The organism is Streptomyces sp. NPDC043176, assembly GCF_056436715.1.
The window spans coordinates 391,574-411,680 of the sequence record NZ_JBWKCA010000002.1; the positions used below are offsets into that span (position 1 = coordinate 391,574).

Annotated in this window: 15 protein-coding genes; 3 read left to right on the plus strand and 12 right to left on the minus strand. The window is 73.3% G+C overall.

The window, feature by feature from the left end; genetic code table 11:
* Positions 1-745: 745 nt before the first annotated feature.
* Both AC067A_RS04365 and AC067A_RS04370 read right to left on the minus strand, forming a co-directional pair.
* On the minus strand, positions 746-1,186 hold the full coding sequence (locus tag AC067A_RS04365; RefSeq protein WP_478614311.1) for an SRPBCC family protein: 441 nt from the start codon (positions 1,184-1,186) through the stop codon (positions 746-748).
* On the minus strand, positions 1,183-2,010 hold the full coding sequence (locus tag AC067A_RS04370) for a DeoR/GlpR family DNA-binding transcription regulator (RefSeq protein WP_478614314.1): 828 nt from the start codon (positions 2,008-2,010) through the stop codon (positions 1,183-1,185). Before AC067A_RS04370 ends, AC067A_RS04365 begins: the two co-directional genes overlap by 4 nt.
* 134 nt (positions 2,011-2,144) lie before the next feature.
* Between AC067A_RS04370 and AC067A_RS04375 the strand changes: the two genes are divergently transcribed.
* Positions 2,145-4,550 carry a hypothetical protein gene (locus AC067A_RS04375; protein ID WP_478614317.1) on the plus strand — a complete coding sequence of 802 codons (2,406 nt, stop codon included), beginning with the start codon at positions 2,145-2,147 and terminating at the stop codon, positions 4,548-4,550.
* Here the strand turns inward: AC067A_RS04375 and AC067A_RS04380 are convergent.
* From AC067A_RS04380 to AC067A_RS04415, 8 genes are all read right to left on the minus strand, one after another.
* On the minus strand, positions 4,520-6,928 hold the full coding sequence (locus tag AC067A_RS04380) for a right-handed parallel beta-helix repeat-containing protein (RefSeq protein ID WP_478614320.1): 2,409 nt from the start codon (positions 6,926-6,928) through the stop codon (positions 4,520-4,522). The genes AC067A_RS04375 and AC067A_RS04380 overlap by 31 nt on opposite strands.
* A 533-nt stretch (positions 6,929-7,461) precedes the next feature.
* On the minus strand, positions 7,462-8,286 hold the full coding sequence (locus AC067A_RS04385) for an MOSC domain-containing protein (RefSeq protein ID WP_478614323.1): 825 nt from the start codon (positions 8,284-8,286) through the stop codon (positions 7,462-7,464).
* A 53-nt stretch (positions 8,287-8,339) separates the two neighbouring features.
* Complete coding sequence (locus tag AC067A_RS04390; protein WP_478614326.1) at positions 8,340-8,828, minus strand: DUF6643 family protein; 489 nt, start codon at positions 8,826-8,828, stop codon at positions 8,340-8,342.
* A 537-nt stretch (positions 8,829-9,365) separates the two neighbouring features.
* The gene (locus AC067A_RS04395; RefSeq protein ID WP_478614329.1) at positions 9,366-9,788 is read right to left on the minus strand and encodes a GlcG/HbpS family heme-binding protein; all 423 of its coding nucleotides are present in this window, start codon (positions 9,786-9,788) and stop codon (positions 9,366-9,368) included.
* 75 nt (positions 9,789-9,863) lie between these two features.
* The gene (locus AC067A_RS04400) at positions 9,864-11,069 is read right to left on the minus strand and encodes an MFS transporter (RefSeq protein WP_478614332.1); all 1,206 of its coding nucleotides are present in this window, start codon (positions 11,067-11,069) and stop codon (positions 9,864-9,866) included.
* A gap of 251 nt (positions 11,070-11,320) precedes the next feature.
* Entirely contained in the window at positions 11,321-12,301 is a 981-nt protein-coding gene (locus AC067A_RS04405; protein ID WP_478614335.1) for an ATP-grasp domain-containing protein, read from the minus strand.
* On the minus strand, positions 12,298-13,596 hold the full coding sequence (locus AC067A_RS04410; RefSeq protein WP_478614338.1) for an MFS transporter: 1,299 nt from the start codon (positions 13,594-13,596) through the stop codon (positions 12,298-12,300). Before AC067A_RS04410 ends, AC067A_RS04405 begins: the two co-directional genes overlap by 4 nt.
* 348 nt (positions 13,597-13,944) lie before the next feature.
* A complete protein-coding gene (locus tag AC067A_RS04415; RefSeq protein WP_478614341.1) occupies positions 13,945-14,976 on the minus strand; it encodes an MBL fold metallo-hydrolase in 1,032 nt (343 codons plus the stop codon).
* An 802-nt stretch (positions 14,977-15,778) separates the two neighbouring features.
* Here AC067A_RS04415 and AC067A_RS04420 point away from each other — a divergent pair.
* Complete coding sequence (locus tag AC067A_RS04420) at positions 15,779-16,684, plus strand: AfsR/SARP family transcriptional regulator (RefSeq protein WP_478614344.1); 906 nt, start codon at positions 15,779-15,781, stop codon at positions 16,682-16,684.
* Between the two features lie 32 nt (positions 16,685-16,716).
* On the plus strand, positions 16,717-17,970 hold the full coding sequence (locus AC067A_RS04425) for an MFS transporter (protein WP_478614347.1): 1,254 nt from the start codon (positions 16,717-16,719) through the stop codon (positions 17,968-17,970).
* Positions 17,971-18,222: 252 nt separating this feature from the next.
* On the opposite strand, the gene cs1 is transcribed toward AC067A_RS04425, so the two are convergent.
* Both cs1 and speB read right to left on the minus strand, forming a co-directional pair.
* Positions 18,223-19,200: a clavaminate synthase Cs1 gene (gene cs1 / locus AC067A_RS04430; protein ID WP_478614350.1), complete on the minus strand. Its 978-nt coding sequence runs from the start codon at positions 19,198-19,200 to the stop codon at positions 18,223-18,225.
* Between the two features lie 4 nt (positions 19,201-19,204).
* Positions 19,205-20,107: an agmatinase gene (speB, locus tag AC067A_RS04435; protein ID WP_478614617.1), complete on the minus strand. Its 903-nt coding sequence runs from the start codon at positions 20,105-20,107 to the stop codon at positions 19,205-19,207.

The following is a 20,107-nucleotide window of genomic DNA, read 5'->3' on the forward strand; positions in this document are numbered from 1 at the left end:
GCCTGGGCCGCCGCCCGCCGCGCCCGCCGGCGTGTGGGCCCGCGCCCGCTGCTGTGTGGCCCTGTGCCCGTGGCCGCGTGGCCCCGCGCCCGCCGGCGTGTGAGCCCGCGCTCGCTGCCGTGTGGCCCCGCGCCCTCGCCCCGTGGGGGGCCCGTGCGCCTGGGCCGCCGCCCGCCGCGCCCGCCGGCGTGTGGGCCCGCGCCCGCTGCTGTGTGGCCCCGTGCCCGTCGCCGTGTGGCCTCTCGCCCGCTGCCGTGTGGGCCTTCGCCCACCCGCCGTGTGGGCGATCGTCCCGCTGGGCGGGACGGGTGGGCACACGGGACGGCACCCTTGGCGGCGCCTCCGCCCCCTGTGCCTGGACCCGCACCTTTACGGCGTCGCACACGGGGTGCGGGTGCAGGCCCGGAAGCCTGGGCCCGGCAAAGGGCGCCGTCCGTTGTGCCCACCCGTTCCGCCCCAGCGGAACGATTGCCCACAACGCGGGGCACCGGCGGTTGCGGGTGGGCACCGCCCCAGCGGAACGAGGGCCCACAACGGAGTGGGGCGCGGGGGTGGGCATCGCCCCGGCGGAGCGAATGCCCACAACGCGGTGGGCGGAGGTACGGGGGTGGGCATCGCCCCGGCGGAGCGATGGCCCACAAGGCGGCACCCCGGCGGAACGGGACCCCGGCGGAACGGGGACCGCAGCGGGCGGGGCGGGGGCGCAGCCTGCGACGGGGGCGCGGGCGCGTAGTGGGGTCGGGGGTCAGGGGTGGTGCAGGAGGGCGGTGAGGGCTCGGGAGAAGAGGTGGTGGGAGGCGAGGCGGAGCAGGGGGTCGAAGAGCCGCGGCAGGCCCCGCAGGGACAGGTCCTCCGTCCAGCGCACCCGACAGCCGCCTCCCGGCGCGGGCGCCACCTCGATCTCGGCCCAACCCAGGACGACTCGGCCGGACTTGGCGAGGCGGCACGTGCCGGGCCGGCCGGCGGCCGGGGGGTCCCAGCGGACGACTTCCATGGGGTCGTCGAAGGCGAGGCGGCCGATGCCGGTGCGGGCGGTGAAGCGGGTGCCCAGGCCGGTCGGGCCGGGGGTGAGGACCCGGGTGCGGGTGAGGGGGACCTGGCGGGCGTGGGCGGGCCAGTCCGTGAGGCGGCGCCAGGCGTCCTCCGGGGTGAGGGGGGCCGTCCGCTCGAGGCGGAAGAGGGTCACGCGTGGTCCTCGCCCGCCACGAGGACGCCCGGCAGGTGTTCGGCGACCTCGGCGCGTACGCCGTCGGGGAGGCCGCGGTCCGTGACCCAGGTGTCGACCTCGCCGAGGTCGCCGAACGAACTGAGGCCGACCGTCCCCCACTTGGTGTGGTCGGCGACGAGGACGACCCGGCGTGCCGAACGCATCAGGCAGCGGTTGGTCTCGGCCTCGGCGAGGTTCGGCGTGGAGAGGCCGGCCTCCACCGAGACGCCGTGCACGCCGAGGAAGAGCAGGTCGAAGTGGAGGGAGCGGATCGCCCGGTCGGCGACGGGACCCACCAGGGCGTCGGAGGGCGTGCGCACGCCGCCCGTCAGGACCACCGTCGCGGCCCCGCGCCGCGACTCGCCTCCGGAGCCCGCCGACTGGGCCTCGTGGAAGACGTCCGCGACCCGCACCGAGTTCGTCACCACCGTCAGGTCCGGCACGTCGAGGAGGTGCCGGGCGAGCGCGAAGGTGGTGGTGCCCCCGGACAGCGCGATCGCCGTGCCCGGGGCGACCAGGGCCGCCGCGGCCCGCGCGATCTCGTCCTTGGCGCTCGGTTCGAGCACCGACTTGGCCGCGAACCCCGGCTCGTGGGTGCTCGCCTCGACGACCGGAACGGCGCCGCCGTGGACCTTCGCCACCATGCCCTGCCGGGCCAGCGCGTCCAGGTCGCGACGGATCGTCATGTCCGAGACGTTCAGCCGCCGGGTCAGCTCGTTGACCCGGACACCGCCGCGCCGCCGGACCTCGTCGAGGATCAGGGCGCGCCGCTGCTCCGCGAGGAGGTTCTGGTTGTCAGTCACCGCCGGGGCCGGTCCTTCCGCAGAAGACAAGGGGATGGGTGTCGGATTCGGTGAGGGACGGTGCGCACCGGTGCGACCGTCCGCGATCCTGTTGCCGACGTCGCATCTTCCCACCCCGAGAGGAAGTCGCCTCAGTGTCCCCTGCCACACCCGCCCCGGAGAGCGGGGGCGCGGCACTCGAACTCCTCGTCCACGGAGTCGGCGGAGCCACCCCCGAGGACATGCTCGACGACCCCAGGACCGTGCGGATCACCGGGGACCGGACGGCCGCCGTGTACCGGCGCGGGGCGGACCTCGACGCCGAGGACCACCCGGAGCGGTACGCGGCCCGCCCGGTCCCGGAGGCGTACTGCTGGTCCAATCTGACCTCGGGCGACGGCGCCCGCGCGCTCTGGCTGCTGCTCCTGCCCTTCATGGTGGCGAACCTGGCGCACTGGATGCGCCCTCCGGCCCGGAACATGCCGGGGCTCGTCCGGTTCTACGGCATCCTCGTCCGCCTCGTCGCCCTCACCCTCACCGTGCTGCTCACCGCCGCGGCGTGCGAGGTCGCGCTCGACCTGACGGCGTGGCAGTGCGCGGGGACGGCCGCCTGCGCCGACGCGCACTCCTGGCTCGGCTTCCTCTCCGCCGGGCGCGGCGGCTGGTGGTCCGGGCCGGGCCGGCGCCTGGTCCTCGCGGCTGTGGTGCCGGTCGCCCTGGTAAGCCTCCTCTGGTACCTGTCCAACCGGACCTGGAGCGCCTACGAGGCCCAGCGCCCGCCCACGGGTGACGACGCGCCCGTGCCGGAGCCGCGGGCCGACACCGAGACCGCCGACAGCGGGGAGGGCGCGGAGGCCGACCCGACACCCGCCGAGCTCCGGCCGGCTCTCGGCCGCCCCGGCTTCTGGTACGGCCGCCGGCTCGTCGCCCGCCTCAGGGCCGCCCACACCGCCGCCGGCTTCCTCACCGTCGCGGCCGCCCTCGCCACGGCCACCGCCCGCCACGACGCGGGGGCTCCGGGGGCGCGGCCGGTCCTCGGCTGGGTCCTCCGGGCCGCCGTCGCCGTGCTCGCCGTCCTCGTCGTCTGGGTCGTCTGCCGCAGGGGGCGCAGCGAGAGCAGGCTCGACCTGCGCGTCGAGCACGCCCTGGTCTCCTGGCTGCCGGGCGTCTCCCTCGTCCTGCTCGTGCTCACCGCGCTGCACGCGGGCTGGTCCCGGCCCGGCTGGACCTCCTCCGGGACCCTCCCGGGCGACGCCGTGTTCGGCGCCCTCACCGTCGTCCAGGGCGGCCTGGTCGTCGTCCTCGGCGTGGTCGCCCTGCTCCTCCGGCGACCCCGCCGTGACCCGCGGACCGCCCTGCGCGGCCTCGGCGGTCCCGCCGTCGCCATGCTCGCCTGTGCCCTGGCGGGGGTCATGTCCGGCGGGGTGGCCCAGCGCGTCGCCGACTGGCTCGACGGCCCGGCCACTCCCGGCATGGGCGACGGGCCCCGGATGGGGCCGCCCGTGCTCCTCAGCTGGCAGGCGTCCGTCATCCCCCTGCTGCTCCTGCTGCTGCTCGTGCCCGCGGCCCTCCTCGCCGTGCGGACCGTGCTCACCGCCCGGCGGCTGAGGCGGGAGGTCGAGGACGACTACGCCGCTGCCGCGGAGCGCGACCCGGTCCGTACCGGGCAGATCGCGTCCGGCCGGGCCCGTGCGGGGCTCACCGACTCCGCGCCGGTCCTCGTCGGAGTCGTCTCGGGCGCCACCCTGCTCCTCGGGGCCGCTTCCGTCGCCGGTGCCTGGGCCAGCGGCAACGTACCCGGCCGGGCCTTCGACGGGGCCCATCCCGCGATCGCCTCGCTCGCCTCGGCGACCCAGGCACTCGGCTCCTGGATGATCGGCTTCGGTTTCCTGCTCTTCGTCACCTGGGGCCGGCGCGCCTACCGGGACGCCTCGGCGCGCCGCACGATCGGCATCCTCTGGGACGTCGGCACCTTCTGGCCCCGCGCGGCCCACCCGTTCGCGCCGCCCTGTTACGCCGAACGGGCCGTCCCCGACCTCACCTGGCGGATGAGCTCCTGGACCGCGAGCACCGGCGGCCGCCTCGTGATCTCGGGTCACTCGCAGGGCAGCGTCCTCGCCGCCGCCGCCGTCTGGCAGCTGCCGCCGGCCACGCGTGGCCGGGTCGCGCTGCTCACGTACGGGTCACCTCTGGAGCGGCTCTACGGACGCTGGTTCCCCGCCTACTTCGGTCCCGAGGCGCTCCGCGGCCTGCACCGCACGGTCCACTGCTGGAGCAACCTCCACCGCGCCACCGATCCCATCGGCGGCCCCGTGCGGGTGCCCGCCGAGGACGGCCGCCCCGCCGTCGACGCGGGGGTCCTCCTCGACCCGGTCGCCTACGGCCGCACGCGCCGGCATCCCCTGCCGGAACCGATCCTGGGGCACTCCGACTACCAGGCCGATCCGGCGTTCGCGGAGCGGCGCGCGGCGCTCCTCGACCGGCTCACACCCTTCCTGCCGCAGCAGCGCGGACCGAACGAGGCGTTGGATCAGGGGAGTTCGGGCAGGTCGTCCGGGTAGAGCAGGGTCAGGTCGTCCGTGCTCGCGTCAGCGAGCGCGGCGACCCGGCCCGCGTGCCGCTCCACCATCGACTCGAACGTCTGGCGCGCCGTGCGCCCGTTGCCGAACGCCGGGCCCTTGGGCAGCTTCGTGAAGTACGCGAGCAGCGCCTCGTCCGTGCCCTCGGCGAGCCGGTACTCGTGCTCGTCGGCCTGCTGTCCCACGATCCGCAGGAGCTCGTCCGGGGCGTAGTCGCCGAAGGTGATGGTGCGTGAGAAACGGGACGCCACACCGGGGTTGACGGTGAGGAACCGCTCCATCTCCGCCGTGTACCCGGCGACGATGACCACCACCGCGTCCCGGTGGTCCTCCATCAGCTTCACCAGGGTGTCGATCGCCTCCCGGCCGAAGTCCCGCCCCGAGTCCTCGGGCGACAGCGCGTACGCCTCGTCGACGAACAGCACGCCGCCGCGCGCCCGGTCGAAGGCCTCCTGCGTACGGATCGCGGTCGAGCCGATGTGCTCGCCGACGAGGTCCACCCGGGAGACCTCCACCAGGTGCCCGCGCTCCAGGACGCCGAGCGAGGCGAGGATCTCGCCGTACAACCGGGCCACCGTCGTCTTGCCGGTGCCCGGGTTCCCGGTGAAGACCAGGTGGCGGCGGACCGAGGCGGCCTTGAGCCCGGCCTCCTGACGCCGGCGCCCCACCTCGATCATGTTGGTGAGGGTCCGCACCTCCAGCTTGACGCTGTCCAGACCCACCAGGGCGTCCAGCTCCCCGAGCACGTCCTGCGACGAGCGGGCCTCCGGCGCGGGCGCCGCGGGTGCCGCCGTGACCGGCGGCTGCGCGCGCGGCACGGGCACCGACCCGAGCAGCCCCGGCGACTGCGTGGCCGTCAGGACGGTGCCGCCGTCCGGTACGGAGGACCGGACCGCGCTCTCGTCGCTGGTGCACTCCTCCGCGCTGGCGCCCTCCTCCGGGAACTCGTAGCCGCCGCGCGCGCACCTTTCCGTACGGCACTTGCGCAGTACGGTCCGGCAGCCGTCCGTCACGTGGAAGCCGTACCCGCCGCTGCCCGTGACCCGGCAGCCGTGGAAGGAGCCGCGGCCCTCCGCCGACACGTAGAAACCGGCCTCGGCGGGCGAGGTGACGGTGCACCGGTCGATCGTGGGGTCGGCGCCCTTGGTGACGATGACCCCGGTCTGCACGGCGTCGATCGTGCAGCCGCCGAGGGTGCCGCCGCTGCCGTGGTCCCGGAACCAGGCGCCCGTGGAGGCCTCCCGGATCCGGCAGTCGTCGAGCTGGGCGGTCGCCCCGTCGCTCACCGACACCGCCGTGTTCCGCACCTGCGACAGGTCGCTGTCGACGACGTCCACCCGTGAACCGCGGTCGAGGACGAACAGGGCGTCCGGCACGTCGTGCACCCGGCAGGCCTCCAGGACGGCGGTCGCCCCGTCGCTCACCCACACCGCCGGGTAGTCGCCGGTGCTGTCGTGGATCTCGCACCGGTTGGCGTCCACCCGGGTCCCCGGATCCCACACCGACAGGCCGTTGCGGCCGAAGCGGCGGACGGTCGACCGGGTCAGCGTGAGGACCGAGCGGGACCGCAGGTCCACCGCGTTCTCCGGGACGTCGTGGATGTCGCAGTCCGAGAGGGTGAGCACGGCGTCCGTGTCGAGCGTGATGCCGTCCCCCGACGTGCGGTGCACCGAGGAGTCCGTGAGGTGGGCCGTGGCGCGGGCCGCGATCTGGAGGCCGGCGCCCTTGATCTCGTACACCTCGCAGCCGACGCCCTCCAGGCCGCTGCCCTCGCCGGTGACGGCGATCCCGGCGCCCGAGGCGTGGTGGATCCGGCAGCGCTCCAGGCGGGGGTGGGCCCCGCCGCGCACCGAGACGCCCGCCTGCCCGGCGGAGACCACCTCGCACTCCTCGAACACCCCGCCCGCGCCGTCGAGCACGGCGATGCCGACGCCAGCCGGGTTGTCGATCGTGCAGCGTCGTGCGGTCGGCCGGGCGGCGCCCCGCACCTCGATCCCGGCGGCCGAGCGGGTCATGATCCGCAGGTCGAGCAGTTCGGGCGTGCCGTCCTCGACCAGCAGCGCGGGCGCGGCCACGTCCTGCCCCTCGATGTGCAGGTCCTGCAGGGTGACGGACGCGCGCAGCGTCAGCGGCACCCCGTCCGGCGGCGCGATCCGCACCGATCCGACCCCGCCCTCGGGGCCGCGCAGGGTGACGGCCCGCCGCACCACGAGGTTCTCCCGGTACGTGCCGGGCGCGACCGTGAGGACGTCCCCGTCGCCCGCGGCCTCCAGGGCGGCGGCGAGGGAGGGGTACTCACCCGTGCGGCGCCGCCACCGCGATGTGCCGGTGTGCGTCACCTGGACCGTGCCCTGTGCCATGGGTGTGTCCTGCCCCCGCCTCATGCCTCGCCGCTGATCCGATGCCCCACCGTAGCGCGCGCGGCGGCACGGGGCCGACGGGTCGTGGGGCCGGTCCGAGGTGGTCGGGCACGGTCGGCAGCGGTCCGGGACGATCGGGCTCGGTCGGCACGTTCGGAAACCGTTCGGCGCCGCCGGGCGGTGGTTCAGCCGCCGGTGCCCGTCCGGCCCCGGTCGCGGCCGGGGCGCGGTCGAGGCGGGCGTACCGGCCGAGTGCCAGGCGGTGCACCGCGAGGCGGCGGACGGCCTCCACGAGGAGGCCGGCGAGGGCGGCGGCCATCAGACCGGCCATCAGACCGGCGATCACCGCGTGCGCGCGGGCCGCGCCCGCCGCAGGGGCGGCGCCACCTGGTGCCTCCGCCGGTCCGTCCGGAGCGGGAAGGTGTCGCCGGCGCCGGACTTCGGTGGCCGCGCGCTCGGAACCCCCTCGTCGTTCGCCGCGGCTCCGACGAGTGTGTCCCGGGGGAGGGTTCCCCGCCTGCCGGACGGCCGACTCAGTCGATGATCTTCACGGCGTCGCCGACGCGGACCGTGCCGGTGTGCTCGGGGACGAGGTTCTGGCCGAAGATCACCCGGCCGTCGTTCCTGCGGTGCCGGGCGAGGGTCCACAGCGGCTCCTTGCCCCGCTCGGCGGTGCGCTGGTTCGTCGTGGTGACGACGCAGCGGCCGCAGGGCCGGGCGACGCGGAAGGTGACCTCGCCGACCGCCAGCCGCGTCCAGCCGTCCTCCGCCCAGGGCGCGGTCCCCTCGATCACCAGGTTCGGCCGGAAGCGGTTCATCGGCAGCGGGCCCTCGTCGGCGTGGTCGCCCCGCGCGATGAGGGAGTTGAGGGCGTCGAGCGAGGAGGCGGCGGCGACGAGCAGGGGGTACCCGTCGGCGAAGCTCACCGTCTCGCCGGGCAGCGCGTACGCGGGGTCGACCGGGCGCCGGTGCTCGGGCGCGTCCATGTGCACGAGGGTGGCCTCGCACTCCAGGTACGCCGACAGCCAGGCGGCGGCCGCGGCGCCGGCCGGCACCGCCTCCACGAACTTGTCGAAGATCTCCATCGTGACCGTGGCCGTGGGGTCCGGGACCTCGACCGTCAGCGACGGGTGGCCGGGCGCGGACAGCGCGATCGCGCCGTCCGGCAGCTGCTCGGCGGTGGCCAGCGCCATCCGGGGGTGACGGCGCTGGGTCACGACCTTGCCCGCGGCGTCGACGACGGCCCAGCGGCGGTCCCCGGCCAGCCCCCAGGGCTGCACCTCGGCCTCCGTGGGCGCCAGCGCGCGCATGGCCTTCACCGGGTGGACGTGGACGGAGCGGAGAACAGGAGTGGACATGCGGTCATCCTGCCAGCCGCCCCGGCCCGACATCGGCCGGTGCGGGGAGCCGGTCAGTAACCCCCGCCCTGGTAGGGACGGTTGTACGGGTCGTCGTAGGGCGCGGGGGCCGGCACGGGCCGGGGTGCCGCCGGACGCATCGCCTCGTACCCCGCGGGGGCCTGGCGGGCCTGCTGCGGGTACGAGCCCGTCTGGTAGCCGCGCGGGGCCACCTGCTGCTGCGGGATGTACGGGGTCGGCGCGTGCTGCAGGGGCACGGGGGCCATCTGCGGCGAGGGCTGGGGGTAACCGTAACCGCCGCCGTACGCGGGGGCGGGCTGCGGGCTGGGCGCCGCCGGCAGGGCGGGCAGAGCCGCGGGGAGCGCCGGCAGGTACGAGCCGCTTCCGGGGAAGCTGCTGCCGGTGTCGTAGGCGGCGGGCACTCGGATCGGGGCGATCTGAGGCGTGCCCCGCTCCGCGACCAGGGAGTCGTAGATCGGGGTGTCCGGGAAGGACGGCGCGGTGTAGTAACCGCCTCCATAGGTGGAGCGGGGGGAGGTCATGGCACATAAGTTAAGCCCACGATGTGCTGGTTGGGGAGCCCCCTTCTTGCGGTCATCCGATTTACGCTGGTTTTGTCCGCCTGACCTGCCAAAACCTCGATAAAGAACCCGTTAACGTCGCGGTTTCCCGAGGGTGCCCCGGTCAACGAGAAGTGACGGACGCGCTACAAAGGGCGACACCTGCCACGACATTCGCCGGAACGGGACTTCCGGCCGCGACCGCAGAGGGTGCCGCCGCCGTTCACCGGTTCTCGGGACCGCATCCACATCCTTCACACCGCCTTCTTCGGGGAGTAACAGAAAACCGCGTTTAGACGCAGGTGAATGCCCCGTCGGAAAAGTGGCAATGCGCCGAGCGGGCGTGTCCCGATCCCTGTTCCGGCCTCCTGTTGTCCCAACTCCCATTCCAGGAAGCCCGATCCCCCGTTCTCGGCTTTGCCCGCGCTTACCGGACCGGCGGAAGAGGCGCGGGTGACGACGGGCGCGGGGCCGCGCCCCGGACGGTCTGCCCGGGACGCGGCCCGCGGGGGGTGCGGGTTATCGGGACAGCTCCGCGAGTGCGGCGAGGGCGAAGGAGTGGTCCTGCTCGGGGGCGCCGCCGCCGACACCGACGGCGCCGACGAGTCGGCCGTCGCGGTGGACGGGAACGCCTCCGGCGATGAAGAGCAGCGGCCGGTCGAGAGCGGTGGAGAGGCTGTGGAAGGGGCCGTCGGGCTTGACGAGGTCGACCAGGTCGGCCGTGGGGGCGTCGAGCTGGAGCGCGGTGTACGCCTTGCGGGTGCTGGTCTCGCCCGAGATCAGGACCGCCCGGTCGTCCCGGCGGAAGGCCAGCAGGTGCCCGCCGGCGTCGAGGACGGTGACGCTCACCGTCACTCCGGCGGCTTCCGCCGCGCCCCGCGCGGCCGCTATCAGCGTCTCGGCGTCGGCGGTGGTCAGCGGGGTCAGGGTGGTCGTGCTCATGGTGCTTCTCCTGGAAGGGGGTTGGGGGAGGCCGGTGGAGTGCGGGGGTGCGGACGGCGGCGGGGCCGGGGGAGGTCAGTGGAGTGCGGGGGTGCGGACGGCAGCGGGGTCGGAGGTGTCCGCGGTGGGAGCGGCGGGGGTGCGGCGCTCCAGGGCCGCGGACCGGAAGGCGAGGCCCAGGGCGGCTGCGGCGAGGACGGCGCCGACCCAGTTGGGGGACGTGTAGCCGAAGCCGACCGCGATGACGAGTCCGCCCAGCCAGGCGGCCAGCGCGTTGCCGAGGTTGAAGGCGCCGATGTTGACGGCGGAGGCCAGCGTCGGCGCGCCGTGCGCCTGGTCGAGGACGCGCTTCTGCAGCGGCGGGACGGTGGCGAAGCCGAGCGCGCCGACGAGCAGGACGGCGACGGCCGCGAGGACCTTGTCGTGGGCGAGGACGGGGAACAGGGCCAGGACCACCGCGAGCCCGCCGAGGGTGGCGTACAGCAGGGGCATCAGGGCGCGGTCCGCGTACCGCCCGCCGAGCAGGTTGCCGAGGAACATGCCGACCCCGAAGAGGACCAGCAGCCAGGTGACGGCGCCGTCGGAGTAGCCGGTCACCTCCGTCATCATCGGCGCGATGTAGGTGATGGCGGCGAAGACACCGCCGAAGCCGAGGACGGTCATCGCCATGGCGAGCAGCACCTGCGGGTTGCGGAACGCGGTCAGTTCCCCGCGCAGCCGGGCGCCCTCGGGGCGCGGCATGGCCGGCACGAGCCGGGCGATGCCGAGCAGGCCGATCACGCCGAGCGCCGCGACGACGGCGAAGGTAGTGCGCCAGCCGACCGCCTGCCCGATGAAGGTGCCCAGCGGCACGCCCACGATGTTGGCGATCGTCAGCCCGGTGAACATGGTGGCGATGGCGCCGGCCTTCTTGTCCGGCGCGACCAGGCCGGCGGCGACGACGGACCCGATGCCGAAGAACGAGCCGTGCGCGAGCGAGGCGACCACGCGCCCGGTCAGCATCACCCCGAAGGACGGGGCCAGGGCCGAGATCACGTTGCCGAGCACGAACAGGCCCATCAGCACCATGAGCATGCGCTTGCGGCTCACCCTGTTGCCGAGCACGGTCAGGACGGGCGCACCGATGACGACGCCGAGCGCGTAGCCGGTGACCAGCAGGCCCGCCGTGGGGATGGTGACGCCGTAGTCGGCGGCGATCTCGGGCAGCAGGCCCATGATCACGAATTCCGTGGTGCCGATGCCGAAGGCACCGACGGCCAGGGCGAGAAGTGCGAGGGGCATGGGCCCGGCCTTCCTGGATTGCTTGAGAGGGCTCCTAACGAGCTCCCACAATAATTGCAGGCGCGCGATAAGTGCAAGCGCAGGTTAGTGGCGCAGTGAGGATGGGGGTGATCGCATACCCGGTGGGCCGCGCCGGCCGCGGAGGGGGCGTAGCGGAGGAGGCGCAAAAAAACCGACCCCGGCGTGATGCCGGGGTCGGTCGGTGGGCGCTGCGGGTGTCGCCGAACGGCGTCGGGCGCGAGGGTCGCGTGTCAGGCCGGGCGGGGCGCTCCCGCGTCGAGGCGGCGGCGGATGTGCCGCACGAGCGCGTCGGCGACGCGCCGGCGGTCCGCGTCGGGCAGGTCCTCGTACGCGGCCGAGATGGTCATCCACTCGTTGAACACGTAACCGGCCTCGGTGATCAGCCAGTCCACGCACAGGTAGTCCGCTTCCAGGCTCAGCGCGAGCCGCTCGCTGAGCTCGACCACCTCGGCCGGCGGCGCGTAGCCGGACCCGCTTCCCCCCTGGCTCACGTTGGCCAGGTACGCCTCCTCGGTCGGCTCGCGCAGCAGAGCGGCGATGACCTTGCCCTCGTGCACGTAGACCCGCACGTCGCCGTCATTGGCCACGTGCGGCTGGATCAGGCAGCCGAGACCCCCGGGGGTCAGCAGGTCTATCGCCGAGGAGAGGTGCTGGGTCGTGTCCGCCTTGAGCACCCCGAAGCCCATGGCCATGGAGCGCGGCTTCACGACGTACGGGCCCTCCGGCAACTCCGTGTGCACGGCGTCCAGGGCGCGCCGGGCGTAGCGCCCGAAGGGAACCGAGACCGTCGGCAGCACGGGGGCCCCCACCGCGGCCGCGTGGTGGTACATCGCCAGCTTGTCGAGGCCGAGGACCTCGGGGTCCAGGATCCCGTCCGTGAGGAGGACGGAGCCGGAGGCCCGGATGGTCCGTGTGACGGCTTCGAGGTGCCGGGCGATGGCCGGGTCCCACGACCAGGAGGTGACGAGGAATCCCGCGTACTCCGCGAGCAGGTCCTCCTTCTGCCACAGGAGGCGCGGGGAGCCGTTCCAGGCGGGGACGATGTCGCAGGAATGGGCGATGCGCACCTCGAAGCCCGCCGCGCGCAGCATGTCGACGCGCTCGGAGCCCTCGCGGCGCAGCCGCTCCTGCACCTGCGGGTCGTAGTTGTCGGGGGTGGTGATCCACACCAGTCTCTGCGGTGCGGAAGGTTCGGTGACGTTGTCGTTCACGGCGCTTCCTTGGTGACGGACGACTCGGACGAGGGCAACGCGAGCACGCGCATGCCGCGCAGGGGGGAACAGAGGAGCCAGAGAGAGGCGAGGGCCGTCCCGGCGGCGCCCACCCAGACGGCGGACCGGGCGCCGTGGAACTCGGCGAGGACGCCTCCCAGGAGTACGCCCAGGGGTCGGGCGCCCCAGGCGAAGAAGCGGACGGTCGCGTTGACGCGGCCCAACAGGTGCGTGGGCACGGTGCGTTGGCGGTAGCTCACCTGCGCGACGTTGTAGACGACCAGTCCCGCCGCGAAGGCGAACTGCGCGCAGACCACGAACGCGAGCCGTGCTCCGGACCCCGCCAGTCCCGCGAGGAGGGTGCACGGAGCGGTCAGGGTCACGCTCAGGACGACAGCCCGGCCGTCACCGAGCCGCTCGACGAGGCGCCGGACGACCGCGGTCGCGCACAGCCCCCCCACGCCACCCGCCGTGAACAGCAGGCCGAGGGTGAGGGCGGGCACTCCCAGGTCCTGGGCCAGCAGGACGAGGAGCATGCCGTAGCCCATGCTCCAGCAGAAGGTCATGGTCGTGGAGCACGCCACCAACCAGCGGAGTACCGGGTGATCCCACAGATACCGGATCCCCTGCAGGATCGATCGGCCCAGCGGGTCGCGCGGCGTCCCGTCGACCTGTTCGGGGCGCCGGTCCTGGATGCGGGTGACGCAGAGCGCCGAGCCCACGTAGGCGACCGCCGACACCAGTACGGCCGCCGGCGCCGCGATGGCCTGCACGATCAGACCGGCGATTCCCGGCCCGGCCACGGCGGCCGTCTGGTCCACGACGACGAGGCGCGCGTTGGCCGTCACCAGCCCTTCGGAGCCGACCAGATGGGGCAGGTAGCTCTGGTCGGCGACGTCGAAGAAGACGGTGGCGACACCGACCACGAACGCCACCGCGCACAGGTGCGCGACGGTCAGCGCGTCCAGCGCCCACAGCACGGGAACCGCGGCGAGTGCCACGGCCCGGGCGAGGTCGGCGACGATCATGACCGGCCGCTTGCGCATCCGGTCGACCCAGACGCCCACCGGCAGCCCGATCAGCAGGAAGGCGACCGTCTGCGAGGCGGCGACCAGGCTCACCTGGAAAGGGGTGGCGCGCAGACCGGTCGCCGCGAGCAGGGGCATCGCCAGGTTGAGCACCACGAATCCGGCCTGGCTGAGCGACTGTGCCACCAGCAGCTGCCGAAGGCCGGGAAACCGCCCGGGCGGTCCGGCCGGCCGGGTCACGCCGCCGCGGAACTTGCTGAGCTGCATGGCACCGCCGTGAAATCGTCTGGGCATCAGGCGTCGTGGAGGGCGAGGCGTCAGGACGTGCAGAAGCTATGCGCTTCACGCGCCCCCCGCAACGCTCCCGGCGGCCGGCTGTCGCGCCGCTCCGGGCGTCCTCGCAGGTCATCGCCCTGGGCCGGGCGAGGTGCGATGCGGGCCCCCGCTGAAAGGAGAGTCGCCGGAGAGCCCGGCAAGAGCTGAGCCAGAGCGCGCCGCGGTGGTGGGGTGTGCCGCGCTGCCTCCTCGGCGGCCCCTCGAACCGGCCGACGAGGGACCGCTCCACCGCCCGCCTCGGTCACACGGTGCCGACGGCCAGACCGATCTGAGGGAGCGTCACTTCTTGTCGGTCGCGGCGGTGAGGTCGAACGGCGTTACCGGCGTGGGGTCGAACGGCCTCAGCGGAGTGGGGTCGACGACCCGCGTTCCGTGTGCCCCGCGGGCCGCCGCCGCGTCCTCCAGCGCGAGGGCCGCGCTCGACCGGCCGGCGTTGCCCCCTGCCCGCCCGGCGCCGTCCGGCCCCAGGAGCGGGGAGAGCATGTCGTCGTGGTGGCTCGGCACCAGGACCGGTGGCTCGCCCAGGGCACTCTGGAGCCGGTCCAGATACCGGTGGACACCGCTGTGCGAGGTCATGCCGACGACCGCGACGTCCGGGCGCAGACCGGTGAGTTCCCGCTCGGCGAGGTTGCTCGTGCCGGAGAGGTAGACCGAAGGCCCGTCGTCGAAGGACACGACGTAGGCCAGCGTGAGGCCCTCGACCAGATCCCCGATCGTCCGCGGTGCGCGGGGCGGGCGGATGCGGGTGCCGGGGGCGAAGTAGCCGTGGTCGGTGAACTGGCTGTGCAGACTGCGCAGCACCTCGACGGTGAAGCCGGGAAAACGGAGGTGCTCGCCGCCCCGGACCCGGATCACGTCGGCCAGTCGGGCGTCCGGGGTGCCCAGGGCGGTGAGCAGGTGGTGGGAGGTCTCGTCGCACAGGGTGCGGATCCGGTGGCCGGCCCAGTCCCCGTGGGCCAGCAGCTGCGGTACGTCCGCCACGTGGTCGAAGTGTCCATGGCTGACCAGGACCAGTGCGGGTGGGCCCGCGAGGTGGCGGTCGGCCACGGACGCGACGGCCTTCCGGTCCCACCGCAGGGGGAGCGACGGGTCGACCGATCCGTCGGGTGCCTCGAACGGCATGCGGCTCAGGTAGGGGTCGAAGAGCAACCGGATCTCCCCGAAGCGGAGTTCCCAGCCGGCGACTCCGAGCCACTGCAGGAGCAGCCCTTCCGGCGGCGGGCGTCGGGCGTCCGCGCGGACGCGGTTCACCGGCCCCCGCGAGCCGACCGCCGCCGCACCCTCCGGGGCCGTCCGCCGACGTTGCCGCATGCACCCTCCACCGGTGACGTCGTGCGATCGGGCAGATGCACAGGGTATGCCGCACGGTCGCGGAAACCGGTCATATGGGCTGCGCGGCGAGGCGGACGCGTGGCGCCCTCAGGTGCGCCGACGAGGGCATGTCCGGTTCGCCGCCTCGCGCCGTGACGCCGGTTGGCCGAAACCCTGCCGCGCTCGACATCGCCCGCTCGTGAGGGAAGCGGAGCCGTAGCGGAATGACGTCGACGGTCGCGCGGGCCTCCACCACGGCGAGAGGCGACGGGTGTACGGAGCGCGTCGCGCGTCGCCTCGCGGTCGGGGTCCGCAGGTTCGGCGGCGGCCGAGCGCGACCCGGAGGGACGGTCCCGCCGCGCCCGCGATCGTTCTCGGGCGCGAACAGCGGCTTCCTCTGGCATATTCCAGGGCGCCGAGTCGCTTGCCGGAGGCGGGCGGACGGTGTGCCGAACGGTCAACGAAGCGCAGTTCGCGGGGCGTTGCGCGATCACGTCGGCAACGCGGCGCGCTCCGTCCGCTTACGACGACGGGCCCGTCCCGGCGTGCGAAGGGGGCGGCGCTCGTCGACTCCGCGGCGTCGACACGCCCGGGTTTCCTCGCTCACCGCGCGTCCGCTCTCACGCGAACACTGTCCGACATCCGGAGTCCCGTGGAGGGCCTGACCGTCTCTGAAAGAAATCAGCCAAACAATGCGCTGGTCCGGGCCTCCATTGACACACCCCTAGCGCCTTCCGTCTACTTCTCACGCACAGTTCGACCGGTCGCGGTCGACGCGCGTCACCACGTGAAGGGTCCCAGGATGTTCACCGATGACACAGACAGTGCACACGACAGAGATGCCGCAGACGTCAGACCCCGGCCCGTTCCGCTTGTTCGCATCGCCGTGCTGGGGCCGCTCGAAGTCAGGGTCGGCTCGCACGTCGTGACCGTTCCCGGCCACCGCCAGCGTGGAATCTTGGCCGCGCTGGCACTCCAGTCGGGGCGCGTCGTGGCCGCCGGCCACCTGATCAAGGCCGTGTGGTTCGACAAGCCCCCCAGAACCGTCATGGGGCAGGTGCAGACCGGTATATGGATGCTCAGGACGACACTTATCAATGCCGGAGCCCCGGCCGACGTGGTCCAGTCGTGTGCCACCGGATACCGGCTGAACAGTGAGGTGTGCTCCGTCGACGTGGCGAGCTACCGCGCGAAGGTCGCGGAGGCCCGCGCCATGCACCGCCGGGGCCAGCTCGACGAGGCGGCGCGGCTCGTGCGCTCGGCCCACGAACTGTGGCGCGGCCCCGCCCTCGCGGACCTCACGCACCAGGGCCTGCGCAGCTGGTCCACCCGCCTCGAGGAGGAGCACATCGTCGCGCTCCAGTACCGGGCGTCCCTCGAACTGCAGCTGGGACGGCATGAGGAGGTGATTCCCGAGCTGTTCGAACTCGTCGACAACTACCCGCTACGGGAGAGCCTTCACGCCGACCTCATGCTCGCGCTCTACCGGTCGGGTCGCCAGGCGGACGCCCTGGAGGTCTTCCATGGCGTGCGACAGACCCTCGCCGAGGAACTGGGGATCGACCCAGGGCCAGGCCTGCGCACTCTGGCCCAGGCGATTCTCCGTCAGGACAGCAGGCTAACACCCCGATTGACGACAAGTCAGCCACCTTTGCACGCGGCGTTATCCGCACACGCGTCATCGTTTTCCGGAGGAGATCCGCTGTGAGCACCGGGCGCAGGACCGACGACAGTGCACGTGTGCCCCCCTCGGGTGAGGAGGCCACGAAGCGCGTCCGGTCCATCCCCCGGGGCGAAGGAGTCGGCTGGTTCGGCGCGGCCGCCCTGGTGAACGCGACGGGCACCGGCTTCTTCTACCCGTATCAGCTGTTGTTCTTCGTCGCCGTCACCGACCTCTCGCTCACCACCGTGGGCGCCGGCCTCACGGTCGCCACGCTGATCGCCCTGCCCGCCGTCTTCATGGTGGGGCGGCTGGTGCAGCGCTGGGGACCGAGGACCGTGCTGATCGTGGCCGCGCTCGTGCGGGCGGGCGTCTTCGTGGGATACCTCTTCGTCCACCACATCGTGACCCTCGTCGCTCTCGCGGTCGTCGCGGCGGTGGCCCAGCGCGCGGAGCAGATCTCCATGCCGGTGCTGGCCGCGGGGGTCGCGCCCAAGGAGGAGCTCGGGCTCTGGCTCGCCCTGACCCGGGTCTCGTTCAACCTCGGCATGGGCTTCGGCGGTCTGCTGGCGGGCTTCATGTTCGTGGGAGTCGACGACGATTCGGGTTACATCGCGATGGGCCTGCTGAACGCGGCCAGCTTCGCCCTGGCGGCGTTGATGTACCTGCCGCTCGCGGCCGTGCGACAGGCGAGCTCCCAGAAGACCGCGAGCACCGGGGGTCCCTGGCGCGACGGGCTCTTCCTGCGGGTCGCGTTGGCCAACTTCCTTCTCATCACGGTCATCGTGGCCACCGAGGTGGGGCTTCCGGTCTACCTGATCGAGGAGTTGCACACGCCCGCGTGGACGGTGGGAATGGTCTTCGCCGTGAACACCGTGCTGATGGTGCTGTTCCAGCTCCCGATCACCGGCCGTGTGGAAGGCCGGGCGCCGCTGCGGGTCATCGCCGTCGGCAGCGTGCTGCACACCGCCATGCTGGCGGTGCTCGGCCTGGCGGGAGTGCTTCCCTTCGGGGCGCTGCTGCCCCTGCTGCTGCTGGGCGTGGCGATCTACACGCTGGGGGAGATCCTGGCCACCCAGGCGCTGTCGGTGCTGCTCGTGAAACTCGCTCCGGAGCGTGAACTCGGGGTCTACCAGGCCTTCAACCAGGTGCTCGTCGGGCTGTCACTCGCCATCGTGCCGCTGTTGGTGGCCTTCCTGCTCACCCACGCGGCCGCCGGCCTGTGGTGGCTGCTCGCGGCCCTGACCGTGGCACTGTCCCTCGGCATGCTGAGCCTGCACCGGACGTCGGGCACGGCGGTCGCCGCCGCGACGACCGCGCCGAGCGACTCCTGACCGAGAAGCCGGGACCGAAGAGCCGGGACCGACAGCGGACCGAGAAGCCGGGGTCGGACCGACAACGGACCGAGAAGCCGGGGTCGAGAGCCGGACCGGCAACGGACCGAGAGGTCGGGTCCGGCGGGCCGGGTCCGGCGGGTGGGAGCCGGCGGGTGGGAGCCGGGGGAGCGGGGGACCGAGGGGCCGCCCGGTGGCGTCCGGTCCGGGGCAGGTGCGACCTGCCCCGGACCGGACGTTCCGGCGTCGGGACTACCGGCGCGGGGTGAAGGTGATGACGTCACCGGCGCGCTCGCCGCCGGTGGGGAGCTGGCCGTGCGAGTTGGTGCGGATGTACACCCGGTGCAGCCAGCGGTCCTTGCCGTCCCAGCGCGGTGAGAACGGCGTACGCGCGTGCGTGGTACGGAAGTTGTCGATGATCAGGAGGTCGCCCGGAGTCAGGAAGACCCCCTCGGTGACGTCGTCGAGCGCCTGCGACAGCTTCGCCACGGCGTCGGCGTCCGGACCGTCCACGGGCTTGAGCAGCTCGCGGTCGTAACCCAGGAGCGGGTCGTCCTTGGGCCCGTACAGCGGCTTCACCTTGGCGATGGCGCCCGGGTCCTCGACGCCGCCGCGGAAGGCCACGTCGACCTCGCAGGGCTGCTTCGTGTCGTAGAGCCGGTCGATCGTCTCCTGGTCCAGCAGCCGGATGGCCTTGCGTATCGAGCCCACCAGCGTCTGGGCCTTGCGCTCGTGGTCGGCCCTGGAGCAGGCCAGGAGGACGTAGTTGGGCTGCAGCGTGTGGTAGGCCATCTCGGTGTGGAACTCCAAGAGGGTCTCGCTGGTCTCCGACGACAGGTGGTGCGCGCCCGGCGAGGGGTACACGTCGTGGTAGACCGTCCCGGAACGCAGTTCCGCGTAGCCGGTGTGCAGACCGAGCCGCCGGCCGATGATCGCGAGGAACGCCTCCATGTTGAGGCGACCGCGCTCGACCGGCGCCGGCGTGCTCGTCGGCGTCGTGGGCAGCTTGTCGTCGGGCTCGACCGGAAGCCCGCGGATCAGCAGGTAACCGTCCTCGTTGCCGACCTGGTTGAAGGCGTCGAGCGTGTCGCTGATCTCGTACGGCAGCTCCTGCGCGAGCTTGTGCGCCGCGTCCAGGAAGCCGTACAGGTCTTGGCGAGGCACGTCGGGCAGCCGCGACGTGAGCGACAGCAGATGTTCCTGGTGCTCGGTGGCGTCCAGAATGGCCATTCTTCTACCTCTCCTCTTCCGTCTTCTTCGTCTGATGCGCGCGGGCGTACTGGAAGAGCAGCTCCGCACCGACCTCGGTGGCCAGCAGGCTGGTGATGCCGGCGTGGTCGTACACCGGCGACACCTCCATCACGTCGAAACCGACCGGGTTCAGCTCGCCGACCGTGCGCAGCAGGGCGAGCACCTCCCGGCTGGTGGGACCGCCCGGGGCCGGAGTGCCCGTGCCGGGGGCGAACGCGGGGTCGAAGACGTCGATGTCCACCGAGACGTACACCGGCCGGTCTCCGAGCCGCTCCTTGATCAGGTCCGCCGTGGCCTTCACGCCCAGGTCGCCGAACTCGTCCGCGGTGACGACGCGCACCCCGTGACCCCGCGCGTAGTCGAGGCTGTCGGGCTTCGGGTTGTGCCCGCGGATGCCGAGCTGGATCATGGCGTCCGCCTGGATGAGCCCTTCCTCGATGCCGTGCCGGAACGGCGTCCCGTGGTGGAACTCCCCGCCGATCATGGCGGGGTTGGTGTCCGAGTGGGCGTCGAGGTGGAGGACGGCCACCGGGCCGTGCCGGCCGTGCACGGCGCGCAGCGCGGACAGCGTGAGCGAGTGGTCGCCGCCGAGCATGAGGAAGGCCGAGTTGTCCGCGAGCAGCGCGGACAGGTGCTCCTGCGCCGTCTGGATGGCGATGTGCTGGTTGAAGGGCGTCAGGTCGATGTCGCCGCCGTCGACGACCTTGATCAGGTCGAAGACACCGGGGCCGCGGTCGATGCCGACGCCGTGGATGAGTCCGGACTCGGTGCGGATCTGCTGGGGGCCGAACCGCGCGCCGGGACGGTAGCTGGTGCCGCCGTCGTAGGGCGCCCCGATGACCACGACGTCGGCCCCCCGGGGCGTCGGATCGTGCGGAAGCCGCAT

What these genes read in the sequence shown, in the direction of transcription:
- AC067A_RS04380 (WP_478614320.1), bottom strand. Translation starts at nt 6,928, where the DNA reads ATGGCACAGGGCACGGTCCAGGTGACGCACACCGGCACATCGCGGTGG.
- AC067A_RS04385 (WP_478614323.1), bottom strand. Translation starts at nt 8,286, where the DNA reads ATGTCCACTCCTGTTCTCCGCTCCGTCCACGTCCACCCGGTGAAGGCC.
- AC067A_RS04390 (WP_478614326.1), bottom strand. Translation starts at nt 8,828, where the DNA reads ATGACCTCCCCCCGCTCCACCTATGGAGGCGGTTACTACACCGCGCCG.
- AC067A_RS04395 (WP_478614329.1), bottom strand. Translation starts at nt 9,788, where the DNA reads ATGAGCACGACCACCCTGACCCCGCTGACCACCGCCGACGCCGAGACG.
- AC067A_RS04400 (WP_478614332.1), bottom strand. Translation starts at nt 11,069, where the DNA reads ATGCCCCTCGCACTTCTCGCCCTGGCCGTCGGTGCCTTCGGCATCGGC.
- AC067A_RS04410 (WP_478614338.1), bottom strand. Translation starts at nt 13,596, where the DNA reads ATGCAGCTCAGCAAGTTCCGCGGCGGCGTGACCCGGCCGGCCGGACCG.
- AC067A_RS04415 (WP_478614341.1), bottom strand. Translation starts at nt 14,976, where the DNA reads ATGCGGCAACGTCGGCGGACGGCCCCGGAGGGTGCGGCGGCGGTCGGC.
- AC067A_RS04420 (WP_478614344.1), top strand. Translation starts at nt 15,779, where the DNA reads ATGTTCACCGATGACACAGACAGTGCACACGACAGAGATGCCGCAGAC.
- cs1 (WP_478614350.1), bottom strand. Translation starts at nt 19,200, where the DNA reads ATGGCCATTCTGGACGCCACCGAGCACCAGGAACATCTGCTGTCGCTC.
- speB (WP_478614617.1), bottom strand. Translation starts at nt 20,107, where the DNA reads ATGCGGCTTCCGCACGATCCGACGCCCCGGGGGGCCGACGTCGTGGTC.